The sequence below is a fragment of the Achromobacter sp. genome (assembly GCF_032113835.1).
Lineage (GTDB): Bacteria > Pseudomonadota > Gammaproteobacteria > Burkholderiales > Burkholderiaceae_B > Achromobacter.
In genome coordinates this window covers 12,700-29,829 of record NZ_DAMCTG010000070.1, presented here as the reverse complement: position 1 = coordinate 29,829, position 17,130 = coordinate 12,700, and the positions used below count along the sequence as shown (strand labels likewise).

15 protein-coding genes are annotated in these 17,130 nt (G+C 65.0%); 14 read left to right on the top strand and 1 reads right to left on the bottom strand.

Annotation, left to right across the window (positions count from 1 at the left end; translation table 11 throughout):
- The first annotated feature begins 84 nt into the window (after nt 1–84).
- The 8 genes from rpsA (at nt 85) to cysM (ending at nt 7,573) form a co-directional block, all read left to right on the top strand.
- Nucleotides 85–1,797, top strand: a complete 1,713-nt coding sequence (gene rpsA / locus RT697_RS20615; RefSeq protein WP_313701417.1) for a 30S ribosomal protein S1 — start codon at nt 85–87, stop codon at nt 1,795–1,797.
- A 3-nt stretch (nt 1,798–1,800) separates the two neighbouring features.
- Nucleotides 1,801–2,163, top strand: coding sequence for an integration host factor subunit beta (locus RT697_RS20610; RefSeq protein ID WP_008164033.1), 363 nt, complete (start codon nt 1,801–1,803; stop codon nt 2,161–2,163).
- Between the two features lie 221 nt (nt 2,164–2,384).
- Nucleotides 2,385–2,699 (top strand): LapA family protein, encoded by a 315-nt coding sequence (locus RT697_RS20605; RefSeq protein WP_312429459.1) that lies wholly within the window; start codon nt 2,385–2,387, stop codon nt 2,697–2,699.
- Between the two features lie 45 nt (nt 2,700–2,744).
- Complete coding sequence (gene lapB / locus RT697_RS20600; protein WP_313701416.1) at nt 2,745–3,959, top strand: lipopolysaccharide assembly protein LapB; 1,215 nt, start codon at nt 2,745–2,747, stop codon at nt 3,957–3,959.
- On the top strand, nt 3,956–4,897 hold the full coding sequence (gene rfaE1, locus RT697_RS20595; RefSeq protein WP_313701414.1) for a D-glycero-beta-D-manno-heptose-7-phosphate kinase: 942 nt from the start codon (nt 3,956–3,958) through the stop codon (nt 4,895–4,897). Before lapB ends, rfaE1 begins: the two co-directional genes overlap by 4 nt.
- Nucleotides 4,894–5,883, top strand: a complete 990-nt coding sequence (gene rfaD, locus RT697_RS20590; RefSeq protein ID WP_312429465.1) for an ADP-glyceromanno-heptose 6-epimerase — start codon at nt 4,894–4,896, stop codon at nt 5,881–5,883. Before rfaE1 ends, rfaD begins: the two co-directional genes overlap by 4 nt.
- Before the next feature lie 192 nt (nt 5,884–6,075).
- Nucleotides 6,076–6,588: a helix-hairpin-helix domain-containing protein gene (locus tag RT697_RS20585; RefSeq protein ID WP_313701412.1), complete on the top strand. Its 513-nt coding sequence runs from the start codon at nt 6,076–6,078 to the stop codon at nt 6,586–6,588.
- Nucleotides 6,589–6,664: 76 nt separating this feature from the next.
- Complete coding sequence (gene cysM / locus RT697_RS20580; RefSeq protein ID WP_313701410.1) at nt 6,665–7,573, top strand: cysteine synthase CysM; 909 nt, start codon at nt 6,665–6,667, stop codon at nt 7,571–7,573.
- A gap of 104 nt (nt 7,574–7,677) precedes the next feature.
- On the opposite strand, the gene mltB is transcribed toward cysM, so the two are convergent.
- Entirely contained in the window at nt 7,678–8,838 is a 1,161-nt protein-coding gene (gene mltB / locus RT697_RS20575) for a lytic murein transglycosylase B (protein WP_313701409.1), read from the bottom strand.
- Between the two features lie 10 nt (nt 8,839–8,848).
- Here mltB and RT697_RS20570 point away from each other — a divergent pair, with 10 nt between their 5' ends.
- From RT697_RS20570 to aspT (RT697_RS20545), 6 genes are all read left to right on the top strand, one after another.
- Complete coding sequence (locus RT697_RS20570; protein ID WP_313701419.1) at nt 8,849–9,772, top strand: histone deacetylase family protein; 924 nt, start codon at nt 8,849–8,851, stop codon at nt 9,770–9,772.
- A 72-nt stretch (nt 9,773–9,844) separates the two neighbouring features.
- Nucleotides 9,845–10,594, top strand: a complete 750-nt coding sequence (locus RT697_RS20565) for an electron transfer flavoprotein subunit beta/FixA family protein (protein WP_056322273.1) — start codon at nt 9,845–9,847, stop codon at nt 10,592–10,594.
- Between the two features lie 2 nt (nt 10,595–10,596).
- Nucleotides 10,597–11,526 (top strand): electron transfer flavoprotein subunit alpha/FixB family protein, encoded by a 930-nt coding sequence (locus RT697_RS20560; RefSeq protein WP_313701407.1) that lies wholly within the window; start codon nt 10,597–10,599, stop codon nt 11,524–11,526.
- Between the two features lie 182 nt (nt 11,527–11,708).
- Nucleotides 11,709–13,400 carry an aspartate-alanine antiporter gene (gene aspT, locus RT697_RS20555; RefSeq protein WP_105237934.1) on the top strand — a complete coding sequence of 564 codons (1,692 nt, stop codon included), beginning with the start codon at nt 11,709–11,711 and terminating at the stop codon, nt 13,398–13,400.
- Between the two features lie 109 nt (nt 13,401–13,509).
- Nucleotides 13,510–15,330, top strand: a complete 1,821-nt coding sequence (locus tag RT697_RS20550) for a bifunctional aspartate transaminase/aspartate 4-decarboxylase (protein ID WP_313701405.1) — start codon at nt 13,510–13,512, stop codon at nt 15,328–15,330.
- Between the two features lie 69 nt (nt 15,331–15,399).
- Nucleotides 15,400–17,100: an aspartate-alanine antiporter gene (gene aspT, locus RT697_RS20545; RefSeq protein ID WP_313701403.1), complete on the top strand. Its 1,701-nt coding sequence runs from the start codon at nt 15,400–15,402 to the stop codon at nt 17,098–17,100.
- Nucleotides 17,101–17,130 lie beyond the last annotated feature (30 nt).

Genomic DNA, 17,130 nt, shown 5'->3' with positions numbered 1-17,130 from the left:
GGCAGGTATTTTGACTCCACTGTGGCGGGCAATCCGCTGCGGTGTGTTCTTAACGGCCATTTCGGCCCAATGGATTTCAACCCCATGTCTTCCGTTTCCACTACCGCCGCCGGCGGCGAAAGCTTCGCCGACCTTTTCGCACAAAGCCTCAAGAGCCAGGACATGAAGTCCGGCGAGGTCATCAGCGCCGAAGTCGTGCGCGTCGACCACAATTTCGTCGTCGTCAACGCCGGCCTGAAGTCCGAAGCGCTGATCCCCCTGGAAGAGTTCCTGAACGACCAGGGCGAGCTCGAAGTGCAACCTGGCGATTTCGTCTCGGTGGCCATCGATTCCCTGGAAAACGGCTACGGCGACACCATCCTGTCGCGTGACCGCGCCAAGCGCCTGTCGGCCTGGCTGCAACTGGAAAAGGCCCTGGAGAACGGCGAACTGGTTACCGGCACCATCACCGGCAAGGTGAAGGGCGGTCTGACCGTCATGACCAACGGCATCCGCGCGTTCCTGCCGGGTTCGCTGGTGGACCTGCGTCCGGTCAAGGACACCACCCCGTACGAAGGCAAGACCCTCGAATTCAAGGTCATCAAGCTCGACCGCAAGCGCAACAACGTTGTGCTGTCGCGTCGCCAAGTGCTGGAAGCCAGCATGGGCGAAGAGCGTCAAAAGCTGCTCGAAACCCTGCACGAAGGTGCCGTGGTCAAGGGCGTGGTCAAGAACATCACCGACTACGGCGCGTTCGTCGACCTGGGCGGCATCGATGGCCTGCTGCACATCACCGACATGGCCTGGCGCCGTGTGCGTCACCCCTCCGAAGTCCTGCAAGTGGGTCAGGAAGTCGAAGCCAAGGTTCTCAAGTTCGACCAGGAAAAGAGCCGCGTCTCCCTGGGCGTCAAGCAACTGGGCGAAGATCCGTGGGTGGGCCTGGCTCGCCGCTACCCGCAAGGCACCCGCCTGTTCGGCAAGGTCACGAACCTGACCGACTACGGCGCGTTCGTTGAAGTCGAAGCCGGCATCGAAGGCCTGGTCCACGTGTCCGAAATGGACTGGACCAACAAGAACGTCGACCCGCGCAAGGTTGTGACCCTGGGCGAAGAAGTCGAAGTCATGGTCCTGGAAATCGACGAAGACCGTCGTCGTATCTCGCTGGGCATGAAGCAGTGCCGCCAGAACCCGTGGGAAGAGTTCGCCACGAACTTCAAGCGTGGTGACAAGGTCCGCGGCGCCATCAAGTCGATCACCGACTTCGGCGTGTTCGTCGGCCTGCCCGGCGGCATCGACGGCCTGGTTCACCTGTCCGACCTGTCGTGGACGGAAGCTGGTGAAGAAGCCGTGCGCAACTTCAAGAAGGGTGACGAAATCGAAGCCGTGGTTCTGGGCATCGATACCGACAAGGAACGCATCTCGCTGGGCATCAAGCAGCTGGAAGGCGACCCCTTCAACAACTTCGTCGCCACGTTTGACAAGGGCGCCGTCGTTCCGGGCACCATCAAGTCCGTCGAAGCCAAGGGCGCCGTCGTGACGCTGTCCGTGGACGTCGAAGGCTACCTGCGCGCTTCCGAGATCTCCTCGGGCCGCGTCGAAGATGCCACCACCGTGCTGAACGCCGGCGAAAACATCGAAGCCATGATCGTCAACATCGACCGCAAGACGCGTTCGATCCAGCTGTCGATCAAGGCCCGTGACAACGCCGAAACCGCCGACACGATCCAGCGCATGTCTGATGCCAGCGCTTCGTCCGGCACCACCAACCTCGGCGCGCTGCTGAAGGCCAAGCTGGACCAACAGCGCAACGACGGTTAATTCGTGACCAAGTCGGAGCTGATCGCCGCCTTGGCGGCCCGCTATCCTCAGCTGGCCGCCCGCGACACCGATTACGCGGTCAAGACCGTTCTGGATGCAATGACCCAGGCCCTGGCCTCGGGTCAGCGCATCGAGATCCGCGGTTTTGGCAGCTTCTCGTTGTCGCAACGGTCGCCCCGTGTCGGTCGCAATCCCAAATCCGGCGAGCAGGTGCTGGTGCCTGGCAAACAGGTGCCGCACTTCAAGGCGGGCAAGGAATTGCGCGAACGGGTCGACCTGGTCGGCGGCAATGACGAGGACGCTCAATCCTCTGGATCGAGCGAGTCGATGCCGTCTTCCATGGCAGGTTTGCACGCCATGCACTGACGCGTCGGCCAGGCAGGGCTGCCTTCGGGCAGATCGGACCGCGAACGAAGCCCCTTGAGAAATCGAGGGGCTTTGTTTTTGTGGCGCCGGTTCGTGCGTACGCTCGGCTCTCGCGGGGGCCCTTACATCGGCCCGCCGTGCTCCGCCTTGGGGCTTTTTTTTCTCTCGTCATGAAGACGTCGCTTACAATTGACGGTCTCGAATCATCTGGAGCATGCGCCATGCGCTATCTCGTCTGGGCCCTGCGATTGCTCGTCTTTGTGGCGGTGTTGATGTTCGCCTTGAAGAACACCGACCCCGTCGCCGTGAAGTTCTACGCCGACTACGTCATCCAGGATGTCCCGCTGATCGTCGTCATGCTGGCCGTGTTCGTGCTTGGCGCGCTGTTCGGCCTGCTGCTGACCGTGCCCGCCGCGTTGCGCCGTCGCCGCGAGGCCATCCGCCTGCGCCGCGAACTGGATCGCATCCAGGCCGCCGCCAACGGCACCACGCCCGTCGTGCCCCCCGAAGCCGTCGCTCCCATGTCGCCGCTGTGACATCGCGCCGCCTTTTTGCATCGAATTACCGCATGAGTCCGAATAGTGGATTTTGAACCTTGGTGGTTGATATTCGTCCCGGTGCTTTTCGCGCTGGGTTGGCTGGCCGCGCGATTCGATATCCGGCAGATGCTGCGGGAAACGCGCAGCCTGCCCGACTCCTATTTCCGCGGGCTGAACTTCCTGCTCAATGAAGAGCCGGATCGCGCCATCGACGCCTTCGTCGAAGTTGCCAAGCTGGACCCGGAAACCACGGAACTGCACTTTGCGTTGGGCAGCCTGTTCCGCCGCCGCGGCGAAATGGAGCGCGCCATCCGCGTGCACCAAAGCCTGCTGAACCGTTCCGATCTGCCGCAGGCCGAACGCGAACACGCCCAGCACGAACTGGCGCAGGACTTCCTGAAAGCCGGGATGCTGGATCGCGCCGAAAGCGGTTTCGAGCAGCTCAAGGACACGCGCTACGCCTTGCCCGCGCTGCGCTCGCTGATCCGCATTTATGAATCCGAACACGATTGGCCTCGTGCGATCGAGGCCGTGAAGACCCTGCAGGGCCTGGTCGACGAGCCCGTCCCGCAAATCGTGCATTACTACTGCGAACAGGCGCAGACCGCGCTGACGGCCAAGCCGCCCGAGGTCGAGGCCGCGCACAAGGCGCTGGACGCTGCGGACCACGCGCTGTCCACCACCGAGGCTGCCTCGAGCAAGGGCACCAAGGTGCGCACGGCCATGCTGCGGGCGCGACTGGCGCTGATCGAACAGGATCCGAAGCGCGAAAGGCTGTATCTGGAATCGGTCATGACCGACGCATCCGAGTACGCCGGGCTGGTGGCCGAGCAGTTGCTGGCCAACTATCGCAACGCCAATCAGGTGGCCGCGGGCCTGGAGTTCCTGCAAAAGCAGTATGGCCGCCATGCGTCGCTGGACCTCTTCAACGTGGTGTTCCGCGAACTGCGTGTGCAGCAGGGCGCCGCAACCGCGTGGGCCTTTGCCCGCGGCGCGCTGCGCAGCCATCCTTCGCTGCTGGGACTGGATCGTCTGCTGGAAGCCGAGCTTGCCAACGGTGACGGCGATGGCGATCACGGCCCGGTGCCGGGCGCCGACCTGACCCTGCTACGCAGCCTGATTCACAAGCATACGCAACGGCTCGATCGCTACGCATGCCGCAATTGCGGTTTTCAAGCGCGTCGCTTTTACTGGCAATGTCCCGGCTGCAACGCCTGGGAAACCTATGCGCCGCGCCGTCTGGAAGAACTTGAATGAACTCTTTTCCCGCCGAAGCCATTTCGCGTAGCCGTGTGCTCGTGGTTGGCGACGTCATGCTGGATCGCTACTGGTTCGGTGAAGTCGAGCGCATCTCGCCCGAGGCGCCGGTACCGGTCGTGCGGGTCGCGCGACGCGAAGACCGCCTGGGCGGCGCCGCCAACGTGGCGCGCAACGTCGCGGCCCTGGGCGGCCATGTGACGCTGGTCGGCGTGCTGGGCCAGGACGAGGCCGGCGACAGCGTCCGGCGCCTGGCCACCGAGGCCGGCATCCAGGGCGACCTTATTGCCGACAACGAACTGCACACCACCCTGAAGATGCGCGTGCTGGGCCGCCAGCAGCAGCTGTTGCGCGTGGACTTCGAACAGCATCCCTCGCAGGCGTCGCTGGACGCCGTGGACGCCGCCCTGGCGCGCCACATGGCCAATCACGACATCGTCGTCCTGTCGGATTACGCCAAAGGCGTGCTGACACGCGTGGAGTCGCTGATCGCGCTGGCGCGCAATGCGGGCATCCCGGTGCTGGTGGACCCTAAGGGCGACGACTATTCGCGCTATCGTGGCGCGACGCTGGTCACGCCCAATCGTTCGGAAATGCAGCAGGCCGTTGGCCGCTGGACGTCCGAAGCCGAATTGACCGATCGCGCGCAGCGCCTGCGCGCCGATCTTGACCTTGAAGCCTTGCTCGTGACGCGGTCCGAGCAGGGCATGACTTTGTTTTCCGATGCGGGACGCGACCACACCGACGCGCAAGCGCACGAAGTGTTCGACGTGTCCGGCGCGGGCGATACAGTGCTGGCTACGCTGGCGGTCACGCGCGCCATCGGCTTGCCGTGGGCCGAGGCCATGGGCTGGGCCAACAAGGCCGGCGGCATCGCCGTCGGCAAGTTGGGCACGTCCATCGTCACCGCCGCGGAATTGGCAGGAGAATCCTCATGATCGTCGTTACCGGAGCCGCTGGCTTCATTGGCAGCAACCTGGTTCGCGGGCTCAACCGCCGCGGCATCGAAGACATCATTGCCGTCGATGACCTGACCGAAGGCGACAAGTTCGTCAATCTGGTCGACTGCAAGATCGCCGACTACATGGACAAGGACGACTTCCGCCGGCGCGTCGCCGACGGCAGCCTGCCCGAAATCCGCGCGGTCCTGCACCAGGGCGCGTGCTCGGACACGACCGAGCGCAACGGCCGCTACATGCTGGACAACAACTACCGCGTCACACTGGAACTCTTCGAGTTCTGCCAGGCGCGCCGCGTGCCGTTCCTGTATGCGTCATCGGCGGCCGTGTACGGCGGATCGACGACCTACGTCGAGCATCCCGACAACGAAGGCCCGCTGAACGTCTACGGCTATTCCAAGCTGCTGTTCGACCAGGTGCTGCGCAAGCGCATGGACAGCCTGACGGCGCAGGTCGTCGGTCTGCGGTACTTCAACGTGTACGGTCCGCACGAGCAGCATAAGGGTCGCATGGCCTCGGTGGCCTTCCACAACATGAACCAGTTCCTGGAGCACGGGCATGTGCGCCTCTTTGCGGGCTGGGACGGCTATGTGGATGGCGGCCAGAGCCGTGACTTCATCTCGGTCGAGGACGTGGTTGCGGTGAATCTGCATTTCCTGGATCACCCCGAGCAGTCCGGCATTTTCAATTGCGGCACCGGCAAGGCGCAGCCGTTCAACGACGTCGCGGCCGCGGTGGTGAACACGCTGCGCGCCGAGCGTGGCGAGGCCGAGCTGACGCTGGCCCAACTGGCCGAGCTGGACCTGATCCGCTATATCCCGTTCCCGGACGACCTCAAGGGCCGCTACCAGAGCTACACGCAGGCCGACGTCACGCAGCTTCGGGCAGCGGGTTTCACCGCGCCGATGCGCGACGTGCAGACGGGCGTGGCCGAATACGTGCGCTACTGGCGTGCACGGAAATAACCCGCCCCGCGGGCAAAGCAGCAAGCAAGGCCACCGCAATGCGGTGGCTTTTTTTTCAGTGGCCTGCGCCGTTTCGCGCGTAGTTGCCGAGGTGGATGTATTGATTCACCGGTCGGGCGTACGGCGCCGCCGGCCCTGATGATGGGAACGGAACGCGGCAACCGTCGCGTCCGGAACCGTCAGGAGAGCCCCATGAATCCCTTCGTCCATTCGACCGTTGCCCGCAACTTGCCGCTGGCCCCGTGGCGCCGCTCGCGTCCGGCTGCTATCCCTGCATGCCCGCGTGGGCGCCCCCACGCACTGCGGCGTGCGCTCGGCGCCTTGCTGCTGTCCGCCGGCCTGGGCGTGGCCGCGCCGCCCGCCCACGCAGTGGACATCAACCAGGCTACCGCGGCCCAGCTTGAAGGCGTGCGAGGCATCGGCCCGCGCACCGCCGAAATCATCGTGCGCGAGCGCGAGCGTGGCGGCGGTTTCGAATCGCTCGACGACCTGACCGAGCGCGTACGTGGCATCGGGCAGAAAAAAGCCCAGGCGTTGCAGGCGGCAGGCCTGACGATCGGCGCGGTGGGCGCCGTGTCCAGGCCGCCGCCTGGCGCGTCCGGCGCGGCGCCCGGTGCCAGGCCTGCGTCGGGCAAGGCAGGTGCGGCAAAGCCGACGACGCCGCCGGCGGCCAGCGCGCCGGCACAGGTCCGCGTCAAACCCTGAGCCAGGCGCTGGCTGACCCTGGCGCGTGCGCGGCTTTTGCGGCCGCGCCGCGCCGGGCGGAGTTATGATCGACCGCATGACTACTACCTACCCCACTATCGAGCAGACCGTCGGCAACACGCCCCTGGTGCGCCTGCAGCGCATTCCTGGGGCGGCGGGCGACGCGCGCGGCAATGTCATCCTGGCCAAACTGGAAGGCAACAACCCGGCGGGATCCGTGAAGGATCGTCCGGCCCTGTCGATGATCCAGCGCGCGGAAGAGCGCGGCGACATCAAGCCGGGCGACACCCTCATCGAAGCCACCAGCGGCAACACCGGCATCGCGCTGGCCATGGCGGCCGCCATGAAGGGCTACCGCATGGTCCTGATCATGCCGGACAACCTGTCCGTCGAGCGGCGCGCGGCCATGGCGGCCTATGGCGCGGAACTGATCCTGACGCCGGCCGACAAGGGCGGCATGGAATACGCCCGCGATCTGGCCACCGAGATGCAGGCCGACGGCCGGGGCGTGGTGCTGGATCAGTTCGCCAATCCTGACAACCCGCGCGCGCACATCGAAACCACGGGCCCGGAACTCTGGAATCAGACGGAAGGACGCATCACGCACTTCGTCAGCGCGATGGGCACCACGGGCACGATCATGGGCGTGTCGACTTACCTGAAGTCGCGCAACCCCGCCGTGCAGGTGGTGGGCGCGCAGCCGGCCGAAGGGTCGCAGATCCCGGGCATCCGCAAGTGGCCCGAGGCCTACCTGCCCAAGATCTTTGACCGCAGCCGCGTGGACGCCTACGAGTCCATCCAGCAGTCCGAAGCCGAAGTCATGGCGAGGCGGCTGGCCGCCGAGGAAGGCATTTTCGGCGGCATCTCGTCGGCCGGCGCGCTGGTCGCGGCCCTGCGGGTTGCCGAGCGCGTCAACGATGCGACGATCGTGTTCATCGTGTGCGACCGCGGCGACCGCTACCTGTCGACGGGCGTGTTCAACTGATACGCGGGCTGGCGTTGAATGAAAAACGCCCCGGCGGTTGAATCCGCCGGGGCGTTTGTTTTTCAGCAACGGGCGCCCGGAAGGCCGGGCGTCCCCGCGCGCCATCACCGGGCCACGCGGGCCTCGATCTCCGTGGCCAGATCCGCCACCGACGTCGCATAGAAATAACTGCGGTTGTACTTGGTCAGCGCAAAGAAATTGGGCGTGCCCACGCGATACTGCGCCGTACCCCGCATTTCCTCGACCAGATCGACCACGCCCAGCGGCTGGCTGATCCAGCCATCGCTGGATGCGCCGGGCTTGAGCTGCGAGCCGGCCGCCGACAGCGTGGTCCAGCTTTGCTTGGGCTCAAGGCCGCCGTCCACCAGGGCGGTGGGGTCGGCGGGCAGCACCACGGGCGCGAACACCGGCAGGCCGCGCTGCCAGCCGTGCTGCGCCAGGAAGCTGCCCACGGACATGATCGCGTCCTGCGTGTTGTTGGTCAGGTCGATATGGCCGTTGCCGTCGCCGTCCACGGCGTAGTGCATCACGCTGGTCGGCATGAACTGCGGCATGCCGATGGCGCCGGCGTAGGACCCTTGCGTTTCCAGCTCGAGTTTGTCGTTCATGACCAGCGTCAGGAAGTCCGCCAACTGGGTGCGGAACATCGTCGCGCGCTCGGGCTTGGCGGGATCGGGATAGTCGAAGGCCAGCGTGGCCAGCGCGTCCAGCACGCGGAAGTTGCCCATGTTGCGGCCATACAGCGTTTCCACGCCGATGATGGAGGCAATGATGGGCGCGGGCACGCCGAACCGTTGCGCGGCCTGGTTCAGGAGGTCGCGGTTTTCGTTGTAGAACTCGACACCCCAGGCGATGCGCTTGGGCTCGACGAAGCGCGACCGGTAGGTCAGCCAGCTTCGCCAGACCTTCTTGCCAGGCGGGGAAGGCGCAATCAGCCGTGCCACCGTGGCGTTGTAGCGCGAGCTTTCCAGCGCGGAGACCATCGGCGCCAGGGGCAGTTGCCGTTCGGCAGCCAGGTTTTCGACGAAGGTGCGAACGTCGGGGCGCAGCGCGCCCGACGGCGTCAGCGTGGCGGGCGCATCGTCCGCCAGTTCGGGGCCGAGCGTCGGCGTGCTGGGCCCGATTCGGATGGGAGTGGTCCCTGAAGCCTGGGCCGTCTGGGGAGCGAGGGAAGTGGAGGGTGCTGCGGTGGGAGTGGTGGTGGAGCACCCCGCCAGCAGGGCGGAAAGCGCGCCGAGTTGCAGTATTCGCCGACAGATGAACATAATCTTCCTTATGGAGACCATGTATCTTACCCACCCGGCATGCCGCTTGCATGAAATGGGAAGCTGGCATCCGGAAAGCCCCCAGAGGCTGGACGCCATCTCCGATCAGTTGCTCGCAAGCGGATTGATGCCTTATCTGGATGACCGGCAGGCGCCGCAGGCGTCCCGCAACGACCTCTTGCGCGTGCACACTGTCCAGTACCTGGACAGTTTGCAGAAACATACGCCGGAGCAAGGGTATTACCCTATCGATCCCGACACCCTCATGAACCCGCACACCTACGAAGCCGCGCTGCATGCCGCGGGCGCCGGGGTGGCCGCGGTCGACGCGGTGCTGGGCGGCGAGGCGCGCACGGCCTTCTGCGCCGTGCGTCCGCCGGGCCATCACGCCTGCCGTTCGCAGGCCATGGGATTCTGCTTTTTCAATAACGTCGCCATTGCGGCGCAGCACGCCATGGACTTCCACGGCCTGACGCGCGTGGCGATCGTCGATTTCGACGTCCACCACGGCAACGGCACGGAAGACGTCTTCGCCGGCGACGATCGGGTGCTGATGTGCAGCTTCTTTCAGCATCCGTTCTTCCCCAACAGCGGCGCGGATCAGCCCGCCGCCAACATGCTGAACGTGCCCGTGCCCGCCTACACGGCGGGCGCCGCGGTCCGGACCATCGTCACGGACACCTGGCTGCCGCGGCTGGAGGCGCACCGTCCCGAATTGATCCTCGTGTCGGCGGGCTTTGACGCCCACCGCGAGGACGACATGGGGCAGATGGGACTGGTCGAGGCGGACTACGCCTGGATCACCGAGCAGCTCGTCGACGTGGCTGACCGCCACTGTCAGGGCCGGATCGTGAGCACGCTCGAGGGCGGTTACAACTTGTCAGCCCTGGGCCGCAGCGTGGTCGCGCACATACGGGCGCTGGCGAAGCTGTAGAATCAGGAAAAAATTGTGCAATGCGATCCCGGCGCAAAGCCGGGTCATTATTTTCCAATTGGAGGCAGCGGGATGAAGGTGTTGGTACCTGTCAAGCGCGTCGTTGACTACAACGTCAAGGTGCGCGTCAAGTCTGATCAGACCGGCGTGGATATCGCCAACGTGAAGATGTCCATGAACCCCTTTGACGAAATCGCCGTCGAAGAAGCCACCCGCCTGAAGGAAAAGGGCGCGGTCGCTGAAGTCGTGGCGGTTTCTTGCGGCGTTGCGCAATGCCAGGAGACACTGCGCACCGCCATGGCCATCGGCGCCGATCGCGGCGTGCTGGTCCAGACCGATGCCGAACTGCAACCGCTGGCCGTCGCCAAGCTGCTCAAGGCCCTGGTCGACAAGGAACAGCCCCAGCTCGTGATCCTGGGCAAGCAGGCCATCGACGACGACGCCAATCAAACCGGCCAGATGCTCGCCGCGCTGCTGGATTGGCCGCAAGCCACGTTCGCCAGCAAGGTCGAACTGGCCGACGGCAAGGTCACCGTGACGCGTGAAGTCGACGGCGGCCTGGAAACCCTGTCGCTCAAGCTGCCGGCCATCGTCACGACCGACCTGCGCCTGAACGAGCCGCGCTACGTCACGCTGCCGAACATCATGAAGGCCAAGAAAAAGCAGTTGGACACCGTCACGCCGCAAGACCTGGGCGTTGATCCCGCGCCCCGCCTGAAGACGCTGAAGGTCAGCGAGCCGCCCGCCCGCAAGGCCGGCATCAAGGTTGCCGATGTCGCGGCGCTGGTGGACAAACTCAAGAACGAAGCGAAGGTGGTCTGATCATGACGACGCTGGTTATTGCCGAACACGATAACGCCCATCTCAAGGGCGCAACCCTGAACGCCATCGCCGCCGCCGCCAAGATCGGAGGCGACGTGCACGTGCTGGTCGCCGGCGCCAATGCGCGCGCCGTGGCCGACCAGGCTGCCCAAGCCGCCGGCGTGGCGAAGGTGCTGCTGGCCGACGCGCCGCATCTGGCGGACGGCCTGGCCGAGAACGTCGCGGCGCAGGTGCTGGCCGTGGCCTCGAACTACAGCCACATCCTGTTCCCGGCCACCGCGTCGGGCAAGAACGTGGCGCCGCGCGTCGCGGCCAAGCTCGACGTGGCTCAGATCTCCGACATCATCGGTGTCGAATCCGCCGACACGTTCCAGCGCCCGATCTACGCCGGCAACGCCATTGCCACCGTGCAATCGGCCGACGCCGTCAAGGTCATCACCGTGCGCACGACCGGCTTTGACGCCGTCGCGGCCCAAGGCGGTTCGGCCTCGGTCGAAGACGCCGCCGCCGTTGCGGATTCGGGCCTGTCGACGTTCGTGGGCCGCGAAGTCGCCAAGAGCGATCGTCCCGAACTGGCCGGCGCGCGTGTCGTGGTGTCGGGCGGCCGTGGTCTGGGCAGCGCCGAGAACTTCAAGATCCTGGATCCGCTGGCCGACAAGCTGGGCGCCGCGCTGGGCGCTTCGCGCGCCGCAGTCGACGCCGGCTACGCGCCGAACGACTGGCAGGTCGGACAGACCGGAAAGATCGTCGCGCCGCAACTGTACGTGGCCGTCGGCATCTCGGGCGCCATCCAGCATCTGGCCGGTATGAAGGATTCGAAGGTCATCGTCGCGATCAACAAGGACGCCGAGGCGCCGATTTTCGGCGTGGCCGATTACGGTCTGGTGGGCGATCTGTTCACCGTCGTTCCCGAGCTGACGAACGCGCTGTAAACCACAGCCGTTGCAATCAAAACCGCGGGCCAGGCGCCCGCGGTTTTTTTTTGCGCTGCGAAACTCGCGCGCCCAAGAAAATCGAAATGGTTTTATTTTCGTAAAGACTCTGATAACGTACCTCGCGCGCTACTCACTGTTTGCGATTGTGCTTGACCTGTACAGAACGAAGGAGATTCGTGATGGAATGGTTCTTTGACACGCTACGTAAGTTCCCGGAGCTGGCGATTTTCTTGACCCTGGGCCTGGGTTATTGGATCGGGGCCAAGAAAATCTTCGGATTCAATCTGGGCGCAGTGACCGGGACATTGTTGGTGGGCGTGCTGGTCGGCCAGCTCAACATCTCGATTGCTCCCATTCTCAAGCAGGTGTTCTTCCTGCTTTTTCTTTTCGGTCTTGGCTACGGCGTCGGACCGCAATTCTTCCGAGGCATGAAAAGCGATGGCCTGCCTCAGGTCATATTCGCCGTCATCATCTGCGTCCTCTGCCTGCTGGTCACCTGGGTGACCGCGATCGGATTCGGTTTTGATGCCGGGACCGGCGCGGGGTTGTTGTCCGGCGCGCAGACGATATCCGCGGTCATGGGCGTGGCGACCGACACGATCAACGGCCTGTCCGTCGACGCGGCGACCAAGAAGCAGTGGATCGACAACATTCCCGTCGCGTATGCGGTCTGCTACATCTTCGGCACGGTCGGCAGCGCCTGGCTGCTTGCTTCCCTCGGCCCCAAGCTGATGCGCGTGGACATCGTGAAGGAATGCAAGGAGTACGAGGCCAAGATGTCCGGCGGGGCCGATTCGATGGAACTGTCGGGCTACCGCAAGTTCACCGCGCGGGCCTACCGGCTGGACCATGCGGAATACGTCGGCAAGACGGTGGGCGAACTGGAAGCGAAGTTCGTGGACGCCCGTGTCTTTGTCGAGCGCATCCGCCGCGGCGACCAGATCATCGATGCCGACTCCAGCACCACGCTGCAGGCCGGCGACGTGCTGGGCGTGACGGGCCGCCATGACGCGTTGGTGCTGCAGGCGGCTGGCCTCATCGGCACGGAGGTCGAAGATCGCGACGCCATCAACCTGCCGGCGGAGATCGTCGAAGTCGTGCTGACCAACAAGAACGTGGCCGGCAAGACGCTCAAGGAGCTTGCCGAGAACGAGACCGTGCGCCAACTGGGCCGCGGCGTGTTCCTGCGCAAGGTCGTGCGGGGCGGCCACGAGATGCCGGTCAACTGGGGTCTGAAGCTGGACCGCGGCGATCGCCTCTTCATCCTCGGCGCGACGCGCGACGTCGAACGCGTGGTCAGCAAGCTGGGTTACGTGGACCGCGCCACCAACCAGACCGACATGGTGTTCGTGGGCTTCGGCATCCTGCTGGGCGGTCTGTTCGGCACGCTGGTGCTGACGGTGGGCGGCATTCCGATCACGCTGTCGACGTCCGGCGGCGCGCTGATCTCCGGGCTGATCTTCGGATACCTGCGGTCCGTGCATCCGACCTTCGGGCGTGTGCCCGAGCCAGTGCACTGGTTCCTGACATCGGTGGGTCTGACCGCATTCGTCGCGGTGGTGGGCATCGTGTCGGGACCGGGCTTCGTGCAGGGCTTCCAGCAACTGGGGGCCAAGCTTTTCATCGCGGGCGTCATCGCCACCAGCATCCCGATGATCCTGGGCGTGCTCATCGCCCGCTACGTCTTCAAGTTCCACCCCGCCATCTCGCTGGGCGTGTGCGCGGGGGCGCGGACCACCACCGCGGCGATCGGCCAGATCACCGAGACCGCAAAGAGTCAGGTCCCGGCGCTTGGCTACACGGTGCCTTACGCCATCGGCAATACCCTGCTCATCATCTGGGGCATTGTCATCGTCATGCTCATGGCTTAGCAGGACTGCCCGCAAGCGCCGGCTTGCAGGTGCTACATAGAAGCGCGGCAATCGTAACGGCGCTCGACCTCATGGCGCCTGTCAACACGCACACCCAGGAGTACACAAAATGGCTTCCACTGCGCCCGTCACCGTCAGCCTGGCCTCGGCCTTGAAGACCACGCGTTCCCACCAACGCGACCTGGAGCAACTCTCACCGTTCGAACTGAAGGACTACCTGATCACGTTGGCCAAGGACAGCCAGCAGTCTGCTGCGGCGTCCATGTTGAATGCGGGTCGCGGCAATCCCAACTGGATCGCCACGGAACCGCGGGACGCCTTCTTCCTGATGGGCCGGTTCGCCATGAAGGAGGCGCGCCGGGTGCGCGACGAGGGCATCCTGGCGGGCATGCCGGCAAAGAAGGGATGCGCCGACCGGCTGCGCAAGTTCCTGTCCAAGCACAAGAGCGAGGACGGCTACGATTTTCTCGTCGGGGTGCTGGAATATGGCGTCAAGATCAAGGGGTTCGATCCGGACGAGTGGATACATGAACTGACCGACAGCATCATCGGCGACCACTATCCTGTGCCGCCGCGCGCGCTGGTGCACACCGAGCAGATCATCCATGACTACCTGATCAAGGAGATGTGCGACGGCCGCCCGCCCAAGGGCAAGTTCGACCTCTTCCCGGTGGAAGGCGGCACGGCGGCCATGTGCTACATCTTCGATTCGCTGATGGTGAACGGCCTCTTGAAGCAAGGCGACACGATCGCGTTGTTCCTGCCGACGTTCACGCCCTACATCGAGATCGCGCACCTGGAGCGCTTTCAGTTCAAGATCGTCGGCATCAACGCCAGCAGCCTGCGCGCCGACGGCACGCACGATTGGCACTATCCGGCCTCGGAAATTGCCAAGCTGGAGGATCCCAAGATCAAGCTCGCGGTCACGGTGAACCCCAGCAATCCGCCTTCGGTGGCGTTCAGCCCCCCCGAGATGAAGCAGATCGTACGCATCATCCGCAAAAATCCCGATCTGGTGCTGGTGACCGATGACGTGTATGGAACCTTCGTGCCGAACTTCCGCTCGCTGATGGCGGAGGTGCCGCAGAACACCATTTGCGTGTACTCGTTCTCGAAAAATTTCGGCTGCACCGGCTGGCGCCTGGGCGTCATCGCCACGCACGAGAACAACACAATGGACCGGCGCATCGCCGAGCTGCCCGCGTCGTGGAAAAAGCGCCTGGACAAGCGTTACGGCGCCATGACGATGGAGCCCGAAAAGCTCAAGTTCATCGACCGCCTGGTCGCCGACAGCCGCGAGGTGGCCCTGAACCACACGGCGGGGCTGTCCTTGCCGCAGCAGGTGCAGATGGGGTTTTTTGCGTTGTCGCACCTGCTGGATCTGAAGGACGCCTACAAGCACCTGACCATGCAGATCGTGCGCAGCCGGCGCGACGCGCTGTGGCGCGGGCTGGGCATCCCGATGCCGCCGGAAGATCCGATGCGCGGCTGGTACTACGTCGAACTGGACTTCATGGTCTGGGCCAAGATCATGTACGGCGATGCGTTCTGCAAATACATGATCGACAACTATGAGCCGGTTGATTTCCTGTTCCGCCTGGCGGAGAAAACGGGCGTGGTGCTGATGGACGGCGGCGGGTTTGGCGGGCCGCCGTGGTCGATCCGTATCTCGCTGGCGAACCTGGATGATGGGGACTACGCCAAGATCGGCAAGTACATGGTTGAATCCGCGACCGAGTACGTCGAAGCGTGGAAGGCATCCGAGCTGGTGCGTTCGGGCCCGACTGCGGGCAAGGGCCAGACGGTCAAGGCATCGGTCGCCAAGAAGCGGTCGGCGGCGGGCAAGACCGCCGCCAAGAAGGCCGTGAAGAAGGCCGTGAAGAAGGCGGACACGGCGGCCAAGTCGGCCAAGAAGGCGGCCGCCAAATAGGCAATCGCAATGCAGGGGACTGCAAAGCAAACAACCGCAGCGTAGGCAAAAACAGGGCGGCGTGGACTCATGACGTGTTCGGTCGGGTTTTTCAATAGCGTTCCCATCGCGGTGCTGTTCGTCACGGTGGGCCTGGGATACCTGATCGGCAAGCTGAAGGTCGGGCCGATTCAGCTTGGCGGCGTGTGCGGCACGCTCATCGTCGCCCTGCTGATCGGCCAGACGGGCTGCCAGATGCGCGGCGACCTGAAGGAGGTCGCGTTCGCCCTGTTCATCTTTGCCATGGGCTACTCGGGCGGCCCGCAGTTCTTCGCGAATCTCAATCGGTCCAGCCTGCGCTATGTGGTCCTGCCGCTGATCGAGGCGGTGCTGGTGCTGACGATCGTGCTGGCTGCCGTGCCGCTGTTTGGACTGGATGCCGGCACCGCTGCGGGTCTGGCGGCGGGCGCGGCCACGGAATCGGCCGTGGTGGGCACCGCCGCCGAGGCGCTCAAGCACCTGGGACTGCCCGACGCCGAAGTGCAGCGCATGGAGGCCAACATCGCCACGGCCTACACGCTGACCTATCTGGTGGGCCTCATCAGCATCGTGTTCTTCACCAGCCAGGTGGCGCCCGCGCTGCTGCGCATCAACCTGCGCGAGGCGTCCAAGGCGCTGGAGGCCAAGCTGGGCGCGGCGCCCGGCGACAACGACGAGTCCAGCCTGCCGACGCTGCCGCGGCTGGTGGGACGCGCGCACGTGGTCAAGGACGTGGATGGCAAACGGGTGGGCGACGTTGAGGCGCAACTGGGCGGGCGCACCGTGATCAGCCGGGTCCTGCGCAACGGCGAGGCCGTCGACGCCACCCCCGACTACGTGCTTGCGACCGGCGACATCGTGGTGGTGCTGGGATTGCGCCGCTTTGCCCTGCGGGCCGGATCGGTGATCGGCCCGGAGATCCAGTTGCCCGAGGCGCACGCGGACGACCTGCAATTGAGCGAGCTGCAGGTCATCGTCAGCAAGAAGACGGTGAACGGCCACACGGTGGGCGAGCTGGCCCTGCGGCCCACCGCAAGGCGCGCGCGAGGCGTGTTCCTGCAATCCATCTCGCGCTCTGGCCATGTGCTGCCCCTGACGCCCGCGACCGTGGTGCAGTTCGGCGACCTGGTCACGCTGGTGGGTGCCCAGCCCGAACTTTCCGAGGCGGGCGCGGCACTGGGATCCGAACTGCGCCGCAGCGGCGTGACGGATCTGGTTTTTCTGGCGTTCGGCATTCTGGCCGGGTTGATGATCGGCAGCCTGGGGGCGAGGTTGTGGGGGATACCCGTATCGCTGGGCAGCGGGGGCGGGGCGCTGGTCAGCGGCCTGGTCTGCGGCTGGATCAATGCCAAGCGGCCGTCGATCGGGCACATGCCGACCCATGCGGTGCAACTGCTCAAGGACCTGGGTCTGGCGATTTTCGTGGCCTGCGTGGGCTTGTCGGCCGGGCCGGATGCGCTGTCGCTGATCCGCGAGCACGGGGCGGTGCTGCCGCTGATCGGCCTGCTGGTGTCGCTGGGGCCCGCGTGCCTGTCGCTGTGGGTGGGGCACAAGCTGCTGAAGATCGAGGGGCCGCTGCTGGTGGGCGCCATTGCCGGGCAGCATGTCAGCACGCCGGCCATCAGCGCCATCCTGACCGCCAGCGGCAGCTCGGTGCCGCTGCTGGGCTACACGGTGACGTACGCCATCGCCAATGTGTTGCTGCCGGTGCTGGGACCGATCATTGTTTCGCTGGCGTATCACCTGAGCTGAGGCGGTCGCCGGGCGTGCTGGCGTCAGCCG